Source organism: Rhodoplanes tepidamans (genome assembly GCF_030813915.1).
Classification (GTDB): domain Bacteria; phylum Pseudomonadota; class Alphaproteobacteria; order Rhizobiales; family Xanthobacteraceae; genus Rhodoplanes; species Rhodoplanes tepidamans.
In genome coordinates this window covers 94,006-110,104 of record NZ_JAUSUJ010000015.1, presented here as the reverse complement: position 1 = coordinate 110,104, position 16,099 = coordinate 94,006, and the positions used below count along the sequence as shown (strand labels likewise).

Below are 16,099 nucleotides of genomic sequence, written 5' to 3'. Positions count from 1 at the left end.
TGTCCGGGGTCATGCCGTCGATCCCGCCGGCTCGTCGGTTCGCGCCTCGACGATCAGCTCGCGCAGGCGCTGGGTCATCGCGACGAAGTCGGGCTCGTAGGTCATGGCGAGGGTGCGCGGGCGCGGCGCCTCGAACACGCGGTCGTCGACGATCCGGCCGGGTCGCGCGCTCATCACGCAGATGCGGTTGGCGAGATAGCCGGCCTCGCGCAGGTCGTGAGTGACGAGCAGCACGGTCGGCCGCCGGGTGATCCAGAGCTGCTGCATGATCGACCACAGCTCCTCGCGGGTGAACTGGTCGAGCGCGCCGAACGGCTCGTCGAGCAGCAGGAGCTGCGGATCGTGCACCAGCGCCCGGCACAGCGAGGCGCGCTGCAGCATGCCGCCGGAGAGCTGCCAGGGATGCTTGTCGCCGAAGCCCTTGAGGCCGACCTGGGCGAGCAGCGCCTCGACGCGGTCGCGGAACTCGGTCTTGCGCTTCCTGCGGTACTCGCCCCGGAACGGCGGCACGATCTTCAGCGGCATCATCACGTTGTCGCGGATCGTCAGCCACGGCAGCATGGTCGGGTTCTGGAACGCCATGCCGATGCGCACCGGCTCGGCGTCGACCTCGCGGCCGGCGACGTAGACGTAGCCGGAGGACGCGCGAAGAATCCCGCCGACCAGCTTGAGGATGGTCGACTTGCCGCAGCCGCTCGGGCCGACCAGCGCGACGAAGTCGCCCTTGGCGATGCGGAGGCTCGTCTCGGCGAGCGCCCGCACGACGTTCGGCTCGCGGCCGTACGTCACCGTGGTGCGCTCGAGCTCCACATAGGAGTCGAGATGGATCGGCTCGGCCGCGGGACCGGCGGACGGCGGCGGCGCTGCCGGTTGCTGGCCGAACGGGACGACGGCGGCGCTCATGCGGCGGCTCCGGTGGCGGCATCGCCGCGCGAGGCGGCCGGGATCCTGACGATCTCGGTCATGGTGCTGTCCGGGTTCGCGACGCGCGGCGCCGGCATCTCCTGGATCGTGTGGACCGAACGGCCCGTCCCGCGTGCGCTCTCGACCAGCGCGCGGTCCTTCATCACGAAGCGGCCGCGCACCAGCGTGTGGACCGGCAGCCCGGTGACGCCGCGCCCGTGCCACGGCGTGATCTTGGCCCGCGACTGGAGTTTCGCGTCGTCGATGGTCCAGCGCCGTGCGAGATCGACGATGGCGATGTCGGCGTCGGCGCCGGGCTGCAGGTGGCCCTTGCGCGGATAGAGGCCCCAGCACTTCGCCGGGTTGACGGCGCTCCACCGCACATAGTCGCTGATCGACATGCGGCCGGCCGCCACCTCGGTGAGCATCAGCGGCATCTGGGTCTCGACGCCCGGGAAGCCGCAGTCCACCGTGAAGATGTCGTCGCGCACCTTCTCGTCGGGGATGTGCGGGGCGTGGTCGGTGGCGATCATGTCGACGACGCCGCTCGCGAGCGCCGCCCACAGCGGCGCCTGGTTGCGCGCCTCGCGCACCGGCGGGTTGACGCGGATCACCGGGCCGATGCGGCCGTAGTCCTCGGCGCCGAGCAGCAGATATTGCGGGCAGGTCTCGCCCGTGATGTCGACGCCGCGCGCTTTTGCTTCCGCGAGCGGCCGCAGCTCCTCGGCCGAGGAGATGTGCAGGACGTGGATGCGGCAGCCGGTCCACTCGGACAGGATGGCGGCGCGGGCCACCGCCTCGACGGCGACGACGGCCGGCCGCGCCGCGAGATGCGCCAGCGGATCCTTGCGGCCCGCCGCGCGCAGGCGCGCCTCGCGCCGCGCCATGATCGACGCGGTCTCGGCATGCAGCGAGACGCGCTTGCCGGTCGGCGCCACCACCTCGAACGCCTCCAGCATGCCCCCCGTGGTGGGCGACGGGATGTTGCCGAAGGTGTTGCCCATGTAGAGCTTGAAGCCGATCACGCCGCCGGCGACGAGGTCCGGCACGTGGGCGATGGTGTCCTCGCCGAGCAGCCCGTAGAGGCCGTAGTCGACATAGGCCTTCTCGGAGGCGAGCCTGTGCTTGGCGGCCAGCGCCTCGGCCGTGCCGGTCGCCGGGATCACGTTCGGCATGTCGAACACCGTGGTGACGCCGCCGAACGCCGCCGCCGCCGTGCCGGTGCCGAAGTCCTCCTTGTGGGTGTAGCCGGGCTCGCGGAAATGCACGTGCACGTCGATCGCACCGGGCAGCACGTGCAGGCCGGTCGCATCGAGCTGCTCGGCGGCCTCCGGCATCGCCTCGCGGGCGCCGACCGCGAGCACGCGGCCGTCCTTGATCGCGACGCTCGCCGCGAATGTCGTGGTGTCGGTGACCACGGTTCCGCCGTGGATGACGAGATCGGCTGTCATGGTGGTCTCCCTCACGGTACAGGTCACAGCATCGCCCAGCCGCCGTCGACCGGCAGGTCGACGCCGGTGATCTGGCGGGACACGTCGCTCGCCAGGAACAGGCAGGCATTGGCGACGTCCGCGTCGGTGGAGACGCGCCTGAGCGCGTAGTCCTCGGCGTGCAGCCGCGCCGCCTCCTCGACCGAGATGCCGTGCTTCGCGGCGAGGTTGGCGCACACCTTGTCGCGGAAGCGCGGCCCCTCGACCATGCCGGGCGCGACGCAGTTGACGTTGATGTTGTAGGGGCCCGCCTCCAGCGCGAAGCTCTTGGTGATGCCGCGCAGGCCCCACTTGGACGCCGAGTAGGCGAGCCGCCCGGCCCGGCCGCGCAGCCCGAAGGTGCCGCCGACATTGACGACCTTGCCGTAGCGCCGCGCCATCATGTCCGGCAGCACGGCACGGATCGTGTTGAAGCAGCCGCCCATGTTGAGGGTGACGATCTCGTCGAACTCCTCCGGCGTCGTCTCGGCGCCGGTCTTGCCGATCGGCCCGGAGCCACCGGCGACGTTCACCAGGATGTCGACCTTCCCGAAGGCTTCGCGCGCCGATGCGGCCGCCGCGTCGCATTGGGCCGCGTCCGTCACGTCGCAGGCGATCACGATCGCCGCGACGCCGCTCGCCTTCGCCGCCTCGGCGACCGGCGCGATCGCGGCCGTGTCGCGGCCGACCAGCGCGAGCCGGCAGCCTTCGGCCGCGAAGGCGAGCGAGATGGCGGCGCCCATCCCCTTGGCGGGCCCGGTGACCAGAACGACGCGGCCGGCGAGATCGAGATTCATGCGGAGTCTTCTTGTCGGGTTGGTTAAGAGGACGGCATCTCGGTGGTCGTCGTCCGCGAAGGCGGGCGACCCGGTATCCACCTGCGCCAACGGGTCACCAGCGGCGCTGCAGCGAACTGGGTGCTCCGCCTTCGCGGAGCACGACAGGGGAGAGAGGGGCGCGGATCGGACAGCCGCGCCCGGGACGAATGTCAGAACAGCTTCTTCGGCAGCTCGGACGCCGGCGGGAGGAACGAAGGATCGAAGATCTCGCTCGTCGCCGGCGTGCGGGGCAGGGCGTTGGCCTCGACCAGAATGTCGATCGAGGTCTTCAGTCGCGCCGGGTCGATGCTGCCGAGGCCGATCCTGGCGATCTCGGGGTGGTTCATCTCGTCCTTCACGGTGGCGTCGAAGCGCTCGAGCTCGACGTCGGACTTGATCAGCGGCTCGCGCTTGGCGACCGACGCGACCGACGCCTTGGGATCCTTCAGCGACTCGATCACACCCTTGTTCAGCGCGCGCAGGAAGCCCTTCACGGCCTCCGGATTCTCCTTCACCAGCTTCTTCGAGACGATGATGGCGTTGGAGTAGAGGTCCATGCCGTAGTCGCCGTAGTTGATGAAGCGGATCTGGTCGTCCTTCACACCGATCAGCTTGGCCGAGAAGCGGATCGTGTTGACGTAGCCGAACACGCCGTCGACCTGGCCGCGCATCAGCATCTGCTCGCGCAGGTTCGGCGCCATGTTGGTGATGTTCACCTTGGAGCAGTCGATCTTGGCCGACTTGCACAGCGCCGGGAACAGCTTCAGGGCGCCGTCGTTGGCCGCGCCGCCGAGCGTCTTGCCCTCGAAGTCCTTCGGGGTCTTGATCGGGCTATCCGCCTTCACGGCGACCGTGAAGGGCGGCCGGTTGAACATCACATAGACGGCGACCGGCGCTTCCTCGGGCTTCTTGGCGGCGAACTCGATCAGCGCGTTGAGATCGCCGAAGCCGATGTCGTAGGCGCCGCTCGCCACCTTCGGCACCGCCGCGGCCGAGCCGTCGCCCTGGTCGATGGTCACGTCGAGGCCCTCGGCCTTGAAGTACCCCTTGTCCTGGGCGACGAAGAAGAAGCCCTGCGGGCCCTGGTACTTCCAGTTCAGCACCATCTTCAGCTTGGTCTCCGCCGAGGCGGCGGAGGGCAGGGCGGCGGCAGCGAGCGCCGCGGCCGCCATCAGGGCGGTGCGCAGGGAGGCGAGCCTCATCGGGAAGTCTCCTGTGGGATGGGGGAGGCGGAGGGACCGGCCCCGGCGAGCACGGCAGTGAGCGCGGCGCCGCTGGCGACGGCGCCGTAGAGAAGGTCGGTGAGGAACAGGATCGTGTCGGTGACGCTCGGCGGCGACACGGTCGCGCAGAGGTCGGACAGCAGCACGCAGTCGTAGCCGCGGAAGCTCGCGTCGGTGAGGGTCGCGAAGACGCAGCGGTCGGTGTTGATGCCGGCGAACAGGAGGGTCGTCACGTCGCGGGCGCGCAGGATCGAGTCGAGCTCGTTGTCGTGGAAGCCCGAGAAGCGGTGCTTGTGGACGACGAGGTCGCCCGGCGCGACGGCGAGCGCATCGATGGTCGCGGCGCCCCACTGGCCCTGGACCAGGATGTCGCCGCGGCCGGCGGGCGAGAGGTCGGCGTAACCGGGCCGGGTGCCGCCGCAGCGGCCCTTGTCGATCAGGCCGGCCGGCAGGTTGGCGACGTCGGCCCGCACGCCCCAGTTGACGAAGATCACGGGCGCGCCGGCCCCGCGCAGCGCCGCGGCGAGCGCATCGATGCCGGGGACGATTCCGAGTGCCGCCGCCGTCGCGATCCCGGCCTGCGGAAACCACCCGTCCGGATGCAGGAAGTCGTTCTGCATGTCGACCACCAGCAGCGCCGTGCGGCCGAGATCGATCTCGACCGTGCCGCCGCTCCCCGCCGCGAAGCGGACGATGGTCTCCGGCCGCCGCGGCCGCACCAGGCTGGTGTGGGCGATGCTGGAGGAGGGGACGGGGGCGGGGTTCGGCATGGTCCGAGCGGGGCTGGAGCGGCGTGGCGGGGTGGCGTTTCGGACGTGAAAAGAACGGCTTGCAGGCAACATCCGTGCCGAACCACGGAACCCTCCGCGACCCGGCTCGATCACGCTAGCGAATGCCGGCGTTGACTTCTGCCGCTGATTTTTTGATCTAGCGTTGCCGAAAAGGCTTCACTCGGTCGCTACCGCCCGTTTCCGTCACGGCCGGGCTCGTCCCGGCCATCCACCAAGGCGACCTCGGACAGGTCGTGAAGACTTGGATGCCCGGCACCAGGCCGGGCATGACGGGTCGGGGTCGGGTGGCGTGCCCCGCACGGACCTCGCCCCATGCGTCACCTGCGAATCCTGCGCTATGTCGACGAGGTCGCCCGCACCGGGTCGATCCGCAAGGCGGCCGAGCGGCTCGCCGTCACGGCCTCGGCCGTCAACCGCCGGATCATGGATCTGGAGGAGGAGCTCGGCGCCGCCCTGTTCGAGCGCAAGCCGCGCGGCGTGCGCCTCACCGCGGCCGGCGAGGTGTTCGTGCGCTATCTGCGCGAGCAGGCCGGCGACGTCGAGCGGATGAAGTCGCAGATCGAGGATCTGCGCGGGCTCAAGCGCGGCACCGTGAGCCTCGCCTGCAGCCAGGCGCTCGCCTACGACTTCCTGCCGCGCGAGATCGCGACCTTCCGGGCCAGGCACCCCTATGTCGCCTTCGACGTGCGGGTGGCCGACCACGACCGCGCCATGGCGGCGCTCGAGGCCTACGAGGTCGACCTCGTCGCCGTCTACCGGCCGTCCTTCCATGCGAGCTTCCGGCCGCTGATGACGGCGCCGCAACGTCTCGCCGTGCTGATGCCCGAGGACCATCCGCTCGCCGCGACGCCGCCGGACGAGCCGGTGCGGCTGCGCGACTGCGTCGGCCACGCCTGCGCGGTCGCCGACCGCTCGCTCGGCGGCCGACAGCTTCTCGATGCCGCCTGTGCCCGCACCGGCATCGCGCTGCGCATCGTCGCCGAGTCGAACTCGTTCGAGATGCTGCGCGGGCTGGTGCGGCGTGACCGCGTGCTCTCCTTCCAGGTCGAGATCGGCGCCGACCTCGCGCCGCGCGGCGCCGAGCCGGGCGTCGTCGCCCGCGTGCTCGATCCGCGCGACGTGCCGGCCGCCGATCTCGTCGTCGGTCAGCTGCGCAGCCGCAACCTGCCGGTCCCGGCCGCCGTGTTCGCCGAGCAGCTGGTACGCTCGATCGAAGGCATGCGCGAGTGACGTCCGTCCGCACGTGATGCGCACACCTTAACGCCCGCTCATCTCTGCGGCAGCGGCGTCACGCTTCCTGCGCATCTGGACCAAATTACCGTCATTCATCCGCCGGCTACCTGCGCGATGGAACCGGTGTGCCCGCGTCCGGTTGTCGGGCAGGGTCGGCCATTCACCGAGGATGGGTACCATCACCACGCATCAGACGAGTCGCCGCGACCTGCTGGCCGGGTCGGTGGCGCTGCCGTTCGTGCTGGCAGGCGCGGGACGCGCCGGGCCGGCGTACGCGCAGGACAAGGGCCAGCCGCAGCAGCAGCCGGTCGAGCTGCCGTTCGACGCCAATGTCGTGCGGCGCACCGCGCGGACGCTCGCCGAGAAGCCGTTTCAGCAACCCGACACCAGCCTGCCGCCGAGCCTGACCGATCTCGACTACGACAAGTACCGCACCATCCGGTTCAAGCCGGATCGCGCGCTGTGGCGCGGCGAAGGCCTGCCGTTCGAGGCGCAGTTCTTCCATCGCGGCTTCCTGTTCACGGATCGGGTCGCCATCCACGAGGTGAGGGACGGCAAGGCGCGGCCGATCCTCTACTCGCCCGACCTGTTCGACTTCGGCGCCGTGCCGCCGCCGCCCTCCGACGCGCGCGTCGGCTTCGCCGGCTTCCGCCTGCACACGCCGATCAACCGCCCGGACTATTACGACGAGGTCGCCGTCTTCCTCGGCGCCAGCTATTTTCGCGCGGTGGCGAAAGGCCAGACCTACGGCCTCTCCGCCCGCGGCCTCTCCATCGCGACGGCCGACCCGCGCGGCGAGGAGTTCCCGGCGTTCCGCGCCTTCTGGATCGAGAAGCCGCCGCCGCACACCGGCTCGATCGTCGTCCACGCGCTGCTCGATTCGAAGAGCGCCGCGGCGGCCTATCGCTTCACCATCCGGCCCGGCGAGACCACCGTGTTCGACGTCGAGATGACGCTCTATCCGCGCACCGACCTCGATCTGCCCGGCATCGGCACCTGCACCAGCATGTTCTTCTTCGGCCCGAACGACCGCGTCGGCGTCGACGACTTCCGCCCGGCCGTGCACGACTCCGACGGCCTCGCCATCCGCAACGGCCGCGGCGAGGAGATCTGGCGGCCGCTGCACAATCCCGCCGACCTGCAGATCAGCATCTTCGAGGACACCAATCCGCGCGGCTTCGGCCTGCTGCAGCGGGCACGCGACTTCCGTGCCTACGAGGATCTGGAATCGCGCTTCGAGACGCGGCCGAGCCTGTGGGTCGAGCCGATCGGCGACTGGGGCACGGGCGCGACCCAGCTGGTGGAGATTCCGACCCGGGAGGAGATCCACGACAACATCGTCGCGTTCTGGCGGCCGAAGGACCGGCTCTCCGCCAAGGGCGAGTACTGGTTCACGTACCGGCTGCACTGGGGCGCCGGGAAGCCCGGCACGCCGCCGCTCGCCGTCTTCGCGCGGACGCGCGCGGGCGCCGGGCCGGACGGGACGCGCCGCTTCGTGCTCGACATCACGGGCGACGCGCTGAAGCGGCTCGATCCGGCGGCGGTGCGTGGCCTCGTCGAGACCGACAAGGGCCGGATCCTGAACGTCGTCACCCAGCCGAATCCGGTCGAGGGCGGCTGGCGGATGTCGTTCGAGCTCGCGCCGGAGCGGGAGACCGTGGTCGAGCTGCGCGCGCTGCTGATGCGCGGCGAGGAGCGCCTCACCGAGACCTGGCTCTATCGCTGGACGGCCTGACATGCACGACGCGGTCGCGATCCGTCCCGAGCCGCCACGCCCGAGCCTGCCGCCGGAGCGGCCGCTCGCCATGCCGGAGCAGTCGCTGTGGCGGCCGGCCGGCGCGGCGGCACCGCGCCCCGAGCGGCCGCCCAGGACCTGGCTGCGGCGGCTCGTCGTGTTCGGCGGCACTGCGCTCCTCACCGCCGGCGCCGCCCACGAGATGTACCAGGTGCTGCAGGTGCAGGGCCTGACCCCGCCCGAAGCGACCGTGCTCGGGCTGTTCGTCTCCCTGTTCGCCTGGATCGCCTTCTCGCTGGTCAGCAGCGTGGTCGGCTTCGTCGCCATCCTGGCCGGGCCGGACCGGACGCTCGGCATCGACACGGCGGCGGCGCTGCCGGAGCTGACGACCCGCACCGCCGTGCTCCTGCCGACCTACAACGAGGATCCGCACCGCGTGATGTCGCGCCTGCAGGCGATCTTCGAATCGATCGCCGAGACCGGCCGGCTCGCGCATTTCGACGTCTTCGTCCTCAGCGACACGACCGACCCGGACGTCTGGATCCGCGAGGAGGCGGCGTTCCTGGCTCTCCTCGGGCGCACCGGCGCCGACAACATCTACTACCGTCACCGCCGCGAGAACGTCGCGCGGAAGGCCGGCAACATCGCCGAATGGACGACGCGCTTCGGCGGCGCCTACGCCCACATGCTGGTGCTCGACGCCGACAGCCTGATGACCGGCGACACCGTGGTGCGGCTCGCCGCCGCGATGGAGCGGCACCGCAGCGCCGGCCTGATCCAGACCTTTCCGGTGGTGCTGAACGGAACGACCCTGTTCGCCCGCATCCAGCAGTTCGCCGGCCGCGTCTACGGCCCGCTGATCGCCCGCGGCATCGCCTGGTGGCACGGCGCCGAGAGCAACTACTGGGGCCACAACGCCATCATCCGGGTCGAGGCCTTCGCCGGCCAGGCGGGGCTGCCGCTGCTCAAGGGGCGAAAGCCGTTCGGCGGCCACATCCTCAGCCACGACTTCGTCGAGGCCGCGCTGATGCGGCGGGCCGGCTGGGGCGTCCACATGGCCCCCTCGCTCGGCGGCAGCTTCGAGGAGTGCCCGCCCTCGCTTACCGAATACGCGATCCGCGACCGCCGCTGGTGCCAGGGCAACCTGCAGCATCTCGGCGTGCTGCCGGCGCGCGGCCTGCACTGGGTGTCGCGGCTGCATCTGCTCACCGGCATCGGCTCCTACATCACCTCGCCGCTGTGGCTGGTCTTCCTGCTCGTCGGGCTGCTGATCGCCCTGCAGGCGCAGTTCGTGAAGCCGGAGTACTTTCCGTCCGGTTTCTCGCTGTTCCCGCAATGGCCCGCCCAGGACCCGGTCCGCGCCGCCTGGGTGTTCGCCGGCACCATGGGCATCCTCGTCGTCCCCAAGCTTCTGGGCTGGATCGCCGCGATGGCGCGCACGTCCGAGCGCCGCGGCACCGGCGGCGTCGTTCGCTCCTTCGTCAGCGTCGTCCTCGAGACCTTCGTCACCAGCCTGATCGCACCGATCATGATGCTGCTCCAGTCCCGCGCCGTCGGCGAGATCCTGCTCGGCCGCGATGCCGGCTGGCAGGCGCAGCAGCGCGACGCGGCGCATGCCGGCTTCGGCCTGCTGACGCGCCTCTATGGCTGGCACGTCGTGCTCGGCCTGCTGCTCGGCGGCGCCGCCTACGCGGTGTCGGCCCCGCTGCTTCTGTGGATGACGCCCGTGGTGGTCGGCCTCGTGCTGGCGATCCCGACCGTCGCCGTCACCTCGAGTGAGCGGGTCGGACGCGGCCTGCGCCGCATCGGCCTGCTGCTGATCCCCGAAGAGCGGGATCCGCCCGCCGTGCTCGTACGGGCGCAGGAGCTCGCTGCGGCACCGGCCGACCCCGAGGCGCCGGCACTGCTGCGGCTCGCCGCCAATCCGGCCCTGCTCGAGGCTCACCTCGCGCTGCTGGAGGACAAGCCGGCGCGCCGGAAGGGCGACGTCGAGGTGCCGCTGGTCGTGGCGCTGGCCCGCGTCGCCGACGCCGACACCCTCGCCGAGGCCGCGACGCTGCTGACGCCGAAGGAGACGTTCTCCATTCTGGCCGACCGCCGTGCGCTCGCCGAGGCGATGAGGACGCCGCGCGGGTGACGACAGGGCGCCGCGGGGCCGTACGGCCCTGGCCCGCGTGAAGCGCCGGCGGACTGCGGGTGGAGCGTACCGGAACGCCGCGCCTAACGCAGCGCCGCGATGGCGAACTCGCTCATCCGCGCCACGGTCGGATCTTCGAAGTCGGCGCACTCGACCATCAGGCGGGGATGGGAGTAACGGATCATCGCGGTGTGCAGGCAGCGCGCCGCCTGCTTCGGATCGCCCTGGCGGAACTCGCCGCGCGCCATGCCGTCGGCGATGATTCCGGCGATCACGCCGTCCATGCGGTCCACGTAGTCGAACACGATCTGCCAGTTCTCGGTCAGCGCCAGGGCGACGAGATCGTGCAGCTTCTTCTCCACCGTGAACCGCTCGGTGTTCATGCGTTCGATCGTCACGAACAGCGTCCGCAGCCGATCGGCCGCCGGCGCGTCCACGCCGGCGATCTCCCTGGCCGCGGCGATCACCTCGCCGAGCAGCTGCTGCCCGACCGCCTCGTTGATCTCGTCCTTGGAGCGGAAGAAGCGGTAGACGTTCGCCGGCGACATGCCGAGCTCGCGGGCGATGTCGGCCACCGTGGTCTTCTGGAATCCGATCTGCCGGTACAGCCGGTCCGCCGTGATGATGATGCGGGTGCGGGTGTCGGAATCCCGCACCTCGGCCCTCGCCTCGTTCACGCCCCCGCCTCCCTTGTGCGGCGGTTTGCAGCCCGCCTGGGTCGCGAGTGTATCCAAAACCTTGCGCAGATGTCTCATGGTTCTTGCGGATGCGGAATCGACGGCCCGACCGGCGCCAGGCGCGGCGCATCGGCGGCGGCCGGCGCATCGATCTCGTCGTCCTCGGCCGGAAGCCCGGTGCCGCGCTCGTCGAGCGAGCGGCGGAACCACAGGGCGTAGAGGGCGGGCAGGAACAGGAGCGTCAGGGCGGTGGCGACCAGGAGGCCGCCCATGATGGTGACGGCCATCGGTCCCCAGAAGCCGGAGCGCGACAACGGAATCATGGCGAGCACGGCGGCCAGCGCGGTGAGCACCACGGGCCGGGTTCGCCGCACCGTCGCATCGACGATGGCGGTCGCCCGCGTCGAGCCGGCCGCGACGTCCTGCTCGATCTGGTCGACCAGGATCACGGTGTTGCGGATGATCATGCCGGCGAGGGCAATCAGGCCGAGCAGCGCGACGAAGCCGAACGGCAGGCCGGACACCAGAAGCCCGGCCGCCGCCCCGATCAGGCCCAGCGGTGCGGTGAGCAGCACCAAGGCGAGGCGCGAGAAGCTCTGCAGCTGCACCATCAGGATGGTCAGCATGGCGACCAGCATGAACGGGAAGACGGCGAACAGCGAGTCGTTGGCCTTCGACGACTCCTCGATGGCGCCCCCCATCTCGATGCGGTAGCCGGCCGGCAGGCTGCCGCGCAGATCGGCGAGCTTGCCCCAGATCGCGGTGGACACGTCGGGCGCCTGGACGCCGTCGCGGATGTCGGTGCGCACCGTGATCACCATGTCGCGGCTGCGCCGCCACAGGATCGCCTCCTCGTGGCCCTGCTCGATGCGGGCGACCTGCGAAAGCGGCACCGGCACGCCGCCCCGCGACATGACCGTGAGGTCGCCGATGGCGCCGAGATCGTCGCGTTGCGGCGCGATGGCGCGGGCCACCACGGCGACCTTCTCGGTGCGATCCCGCACCGTCGTCACGGTGTAGCCGGAGACCAGGATCTGCAGCGTCTGCGCCACGCTCTGCGGGTCGAGGCCGAGCGCCCGGGCCCGGTCCTGATCGATGACCAGCCGGCCCGACGGCATCTGCTCGTTCCAGTCGAGCTGCGGCTCCAGCGTGTTCGGATCGGTCCGCATGACGTCACGGACCTGGTAGGCGATGTCGCGCACCACGTTCGGCTCGGTCCCGATCACGCGGAACTGCACCGGGAACCCGACCGGCGGGCCGAAGTCGAGCCGGCTCACCCGCACCCTCGCGCCGGCGAGCGCGCCCTTGGCGACGGCGCCGTCGATCTTCGCCTTGAGGCGTTCACGGGCCGGCACGTCCTTGGCGATGATCACGATCTCCGCATAGGCCTCGTTCGGCAGCGCCGGGCTGATGCCGAGCCAGAACCGCGGCGGCCCCTGGCCCACATAGGTGGTGAAGGTCGCGGCGTCCTGGTCGCCGTCGATCAGCCGCTCCGCCTCGCGGGCGGCGTCGAGCGACGAGGCGATCGCGGTGCCCTCCGGCATGCGGATCTGGACGAACAGCTCGTTGCGGTCGGAGATCGGGAAGAATTGCTGCGACACCTTGCCGAAGCCGAGCACCGAGGCGACGAACAGGCACACCGTCACGGCGACGACGAGCCCGCGCCGGCGCACGCACCAGGCGACGACGGCGCGCAGCCGCCGATAGAGCGGCGTCTGATAGATGTCTTCGTCGCCGCCGGCGTGATGGAGCTTGAAATCGGGAAGAAGCCGGACGCCCAGATAGGGCGTGAACAGCACCGCGACGACCCAGGAGGCGAGCAGGGCGATCGACACCACCCAGAAGATGCCGCCCGCATATTCGCCGGTCGCCGAGGCCGCGAATCCGACCGGCAGGAAGCCGGCCGCCGTCACCAGCGTGCCGGTCAGCATCGGGAAGGCGGTCGACGTCCAGGCGAAGGAGGCGGCGCGGGCGCGATCCCAGCCCTGCTCCATCTTCACCACCATCATCTCGACCGCGATAATGGCGTCGTCGACCAAGAGGCCGAGCGCGATGATCAGCGCCCCGAGCGTGATGCGGTGCAGGTCGAGCCCCATCGTCAGCATGACGGCGAAGACGATGCAGAGCACCAGCGGCACCGAGAGAGCGACGACGATGCCGGTGCGCCAGCCGAGCGACAGGAACGACACGCCGAGCACGATGGCGACGGCCTCGACGAACGACTTCATGAAGTCGCCGACCGCCTCCTCGACGATCTTCGGCTGGTTGGCGATGCGCTCGTAGACGAAGCCGACCGGGGTCGCGCGCTCGACCTCGGCCATGGCCGAGTCGACGGCCTCGCCGAGATGCAGGATGTTGGCGCCCTTCTGCATGACGACGCCGATGGCGAGCGCCGGCGCCCCGCGTTGGCGCAACAGGAACTCGGGCGGATCGACGAAGCCGCGGGACACGGTCGCGATGTCGCCGAGCCGGACGATGGTCCCGTTCGACGCGGCGACCGGCGTCTCCTTGACGGTCTCGACGCCGTCGAACGCCCCGGTGACGCGCAGCGGAATCCGCGAGGTCGACTGGACGACGCCCGCCGGTGCGAGGTCGTTCTGCTTGGCGAGGCTGTCGAAGATCGACTGCGTCGAGATGCCCAGATTGGCGAGCTTGACGTGGTCGAAGTCGACGAAGATTCGCTCGTCCTGGGTGCCGTAGATCGTCACCTTGGTGACGTCCTTCACCTTCAGGAGGCGCTGGCGCATCGACTCGGCGACACGCTTCATCTGTGCGTAGTCGGCGCCGTCGGAGCGCAACGTGTAGAGGATCGAGTCGACGTCGCCGTACTCGTCGTTGATGTTGGGGCCGATCACGCCAGTCGGCAGGTCGGACTTCAGATCCGACATCTTACGGCGGACGAGATAGAACAGATACGGGACCTGCCCGGGCGGCGTGGTGTCGCGGAACTCCATCGTCGCGGCGACGAAGCCGGGCTTCGAGTAGGTCGAGACCTTGTCGAACCAGGGCAGCTCCTGCAGCTTCTTCTCGATGCGGTCGGCGACCTGATACTGCATCTCCTCGGTGCTGGCACCCGGCCAAGCCGCGGTCACGATGGCGACCTTGATCGTGAAGGACGGGTCCTCGTCGCGCCCGAGCTTCAGGTACGACATCGCCCCGATCGCCCCGAGCATGATGATCAGAAACAGCACGAGGGTCGGATGGGCGACTGCCCAGGCCGAGACGTTGAAACGGCGCATCTCGATCTCCGGTCAGAACGCCAGCGAGGCGACTGGACGGACGGTCAGGCCGGGATCGAGCTTCTGGACGCCGAGCGTCACCACGGTCTCCCCCTCCTTGACGCCGGCGGCGATCAGCACGGTCTTGCCCTCGTAGCCGGCCACCGACACGGGACGCGGCTCGAGCTTGCCGTTCTTGTCGACCACCCAGACGATCGGGCCGCGGCCCTGGTTGAGGAGCGCGGTGAGCGGCAGGCGCGCCGCCTTCGTCCCGGTACCTTCGCGCAGCGTCAGGGTCGCGCTCATGCCGAGGCGCACCGCCTCGTCGGCAGCGGGGATCGTGTACCGTGCCGCATAGGTGCGGGTGGCGGCGTCGGCGGCCGGGGACAGCTCGCGCAGCTTCACCGGATAGGCGCGATCGGGCACCGACCACAAGGTCAGGCTGCCGGTCGCCTGCCGGGCGCGCTCGACGAAGGTCTCGGGCAGCGCCACCAGCGCCTCCACCTCGGCGAGGCGGGCGAGCCGCACTGCCGCTTGGCCGGATGGCACCACCTGGCCCGGCTCGACGGGGGTCGCCGTGATGACGCCGTCGGCATCGGCTTCGAGGGTCGCGTAATCGAGCGAGTTCCTGGCGAGATCGAGCGACCGTTGCGCCCGGGTGAGGCGCCCGCGCGCCTCCTCGGCGGTGGCGCGCGACTTCTCCAGCGTCGCTGCGGCCGTCCACCCCTTCTTCTGCAGCTCGGTGGCGCGTGCCTCGTCGGCCTCGGCCTGCACCAGATTGGTCTTGGCGGCCCGGACCTCGGCTTCCGCCTGCTGGAGCTGCAGCTCGAGGTCGTTGGTATCGAGCACCAGGAGCGGCTGCCCCTTGCTGACACGGTCGCCGTTCTGCACCAGCCGCTTCGCCACCTTGCCGGTCACCCGGAAGCCGAGATCGCTCTCGATGCGCGGCTTGATGGTGGCCGCGAAGGTGCGGGTCTCGGTGAGATCCTCGAAATGGATCGTCTCGGTCAGCACCGGACGGTCGAGCACCCGGGGCGCATTGCCGGTGCTGCTGTTGCCGGAATCGCAACCGGCGAGGGCGAGCGCGAGAACGAGAGGCACCACCGCCGCCGCTCCCCGGCCGGCCCATGGGGACGACGGGACGGGGGGAGCGACGGCGGCGGTCTCGGCGGCGCCACGGCGGGCGCCGAACAGGCACCGGGCATGTCCGGACAGGCGGGGGATGGGGGCGGCGAGCCGGAGCATGCGAGGACCACTGAGAGATGACGAGTGACGAATATTAAAAATTGTCATCACTCAGGCTTTGTCAAGCCCAGAGTCGCGCCCGGAGACCGTCCGCGGGCGGTGTCGCGGGTCCAAAGCCGCGCGTGGTGAATGGTTTCTCGCCAAGATCGGGGACTCGCGGGTGGCAGCGGATGGTGGGCGAAGCTGCCCGCAACCGGCCCTTCGAGCCACTCGGCGACAGCCATGCGAACCGAGCGTGTGCGACATGCCGCTGCAGTCCGCCGCTTCGATGCGATCGGGCGACAGCCCCTCGGCGGGCGGCGGACCGGCTTGAACGGCAACATGATACGGCGAAAGACTCGTCTGGAGAGCCGTCCCGGAGCGCCACCGCCCGCCCGACATTTGCGCCGCAAAACCAGGCAGCTGCATAGAATCTGGACTGGCCGCTTGATTGACAATCGTTCGGGCAGTGCCACTAATCGTGTGCACTCGACAGCTTGCGAGCCTCGCAAGGCGTGTCATCCGGGGCATGCGGGACACCGCATGTCGGTCGCGCTCGGCCCGTCACGGCGCCGGCGCAGGCGGGGTGGCAAGGTCACGCGGGCCGCCAGGCCGGGGTGCGATCGTCGTCACGTCCGCATTGCCAGTCGCCATCGCAGTCCGCCGTCGCG

Annotated in this window: 11 protein-coding genes; 3 read left to right on the top strand and 8 right to left on the bottom strand. The window is 70.4% G+C overall.

The features are described 5' to 3' along the window. Nucleotides 1–9: 9 nt before the first annotated feature. The 5 genes from J2S22_RS18390 to J2S22_RS18370 form a co-directional block, all read right to left on the bottom strand. Complete coding sequence (locus tag J2S22_RS18390; RefSeq protein WP_272774980.1) at nt 10–903, bottom strand: ABC transporter ATP-binding protein; 894 nt, start codon at nt 901–903, stop codon at nt 10–12. Next, nucleotides 900–2,354, bottom strand: coding sequence for an allantoinase AllB (gene allB / locus J2S22_RS18385; RefSeq protein WP_272774981.1), 1,455 nt, complete (start codon nt 2,352–2,354; stop codon nt 900–902). The genes J2S22_RS18390 and allB overlap by 4 nt, the downstream gene beginning before the upstream one ends. A gap of 23 nt (nt 2,355–2,377) precedes the next feature. Further along, nucleotides 2,378–3,169 (bottom strand): SDR family NAD(P)-dependent oxidoreductase, encoded by a 792-nt coding sequence (locus tag J2S22_RS18380; RefSeq protein ID WP_272774982.1) that lies wholly within the window; start codon nt 3,167–3,169, stop codon nt 2,378–2,380. 191 nt (nt 3,170–3,360) lie between these two features. Continuing rightward, the gene (locus J2S22_RS18375; protein WP_272774983.1) at nt 3,361–4,392 is read right to left on the bottom strand and encodes an ABC transporter substrate-binding protein; all 1,032 of its coding nucleotides are present in this window, start codon (nt 4,390–4,392) and stop codon (nt 3,361–3,363) included. Next, nucleotides 4,389–5,183, bottom strand: coding sequence for a cysteine hydrolase family protein (locus tag J2S22_RS18370; RefSeq protein ID WP_272774984.1), 795 nt, complete (start codon nt 5,181–5,183; stop codon nt 4,389–4,391). Before J2S22_RS18370 ends, J2S22_RS18375 begins: the two co-directional genes overlap by 4 nt. A gap of 333 nt (nt 5,184–5,516) precedes the next feature. On the opposite strand from J2S22_RS18370, the gene J2S22_RS18365 reads away from it, so the two are divergent. The 3 genes from J2S22_RS18365 to mdoH all read left to right on the top strand — a co-directional run bounded on the left by J2S22_RS18365 (nt 5,517) and on the right by mdoH (nt 10,309). After that, on the top strand, nt 5,517–6,434 hold the full coding sequence (locus J2S22_RS18365; protein WP_272774985.1) for a LysR family transcriptional regulator: 918 nt from the start codon (nt 5,517–5,519) through the stop codon (nt 6,432–6,434). A 172-nt stretch (nt 6,435–6,606) separates the two neighbouring features. Then, complete coding sequence (locus J2S22_RS18360; protein ID WP_272774986.1) at nt 6,607–8,172, top strand: OpgD/OpgG family glucan biosynthesis protein; 1,566 nt, start codon at nt 6,607–6,609, stop codon at nt 8,170–8,172. Nucleotide 8,173: 1 nt separating this feature from the next. Beyond that, on the top strand, nt 8,174–10,309 hold the full coding sequence (gene mdoH / locus J2S22_RS18355; RefSeq protein ID WP_272774987.1) for a glucans biosynthesis glucosyltransferase MdoH: 2,136 nt from the start codon (nt 8,174–8,176) through the stop codon (nt 10,307–10,309). 83 nt (nt 10,310–10,392) lie between these two features. Here mdoH and J2S22_RS18350 read toward each other — a convergent pair whose 3' ends face one another. The 3 genes from J2S22_RS18350 to J2S22_RS18340 form a co-directional block, all read right to left on the bottom strand. Continuing rightward, a complete protein-coding gene (locus tag J2S22_RS18350) occupies nt 10,393–10,986 on the bottom strand; it encodes a TetR/AcrR family transcriptional regulator (protein WP_272774988.1) in 594 nt (197 codons plus the stop codon). A gap of 74 nt (nt 10,987–11,060) precedes the next feature. Further along, nucleotides 11,061–14,225 carry an efflux RND transporter permease subunit gene (locus tag J2S22_RS18345; RefSeq protein WP_272774989.1) on the bottom strand — a complete coding sequence of 1,055 codons (3,165 nt, stop codon included), beginning with the start codon at nt 14,223–14,225 and terminating at the stop codon, nt 11,061–11,063. 12 nt (nt 14,226–14,237) lie between these two features. After that, entirely contained in the window at nt 14,238–15,308 is a 1,071-nt protein-coding gene (locus J2S22_RS18340) for an efflux RND transporter periplasmic adaptor subunit (RefSeq protein ID WP_272774990.1), read from the bottom strand. Nucleotides 15,309–16,099: the final 791 nt, after the last annotated feature.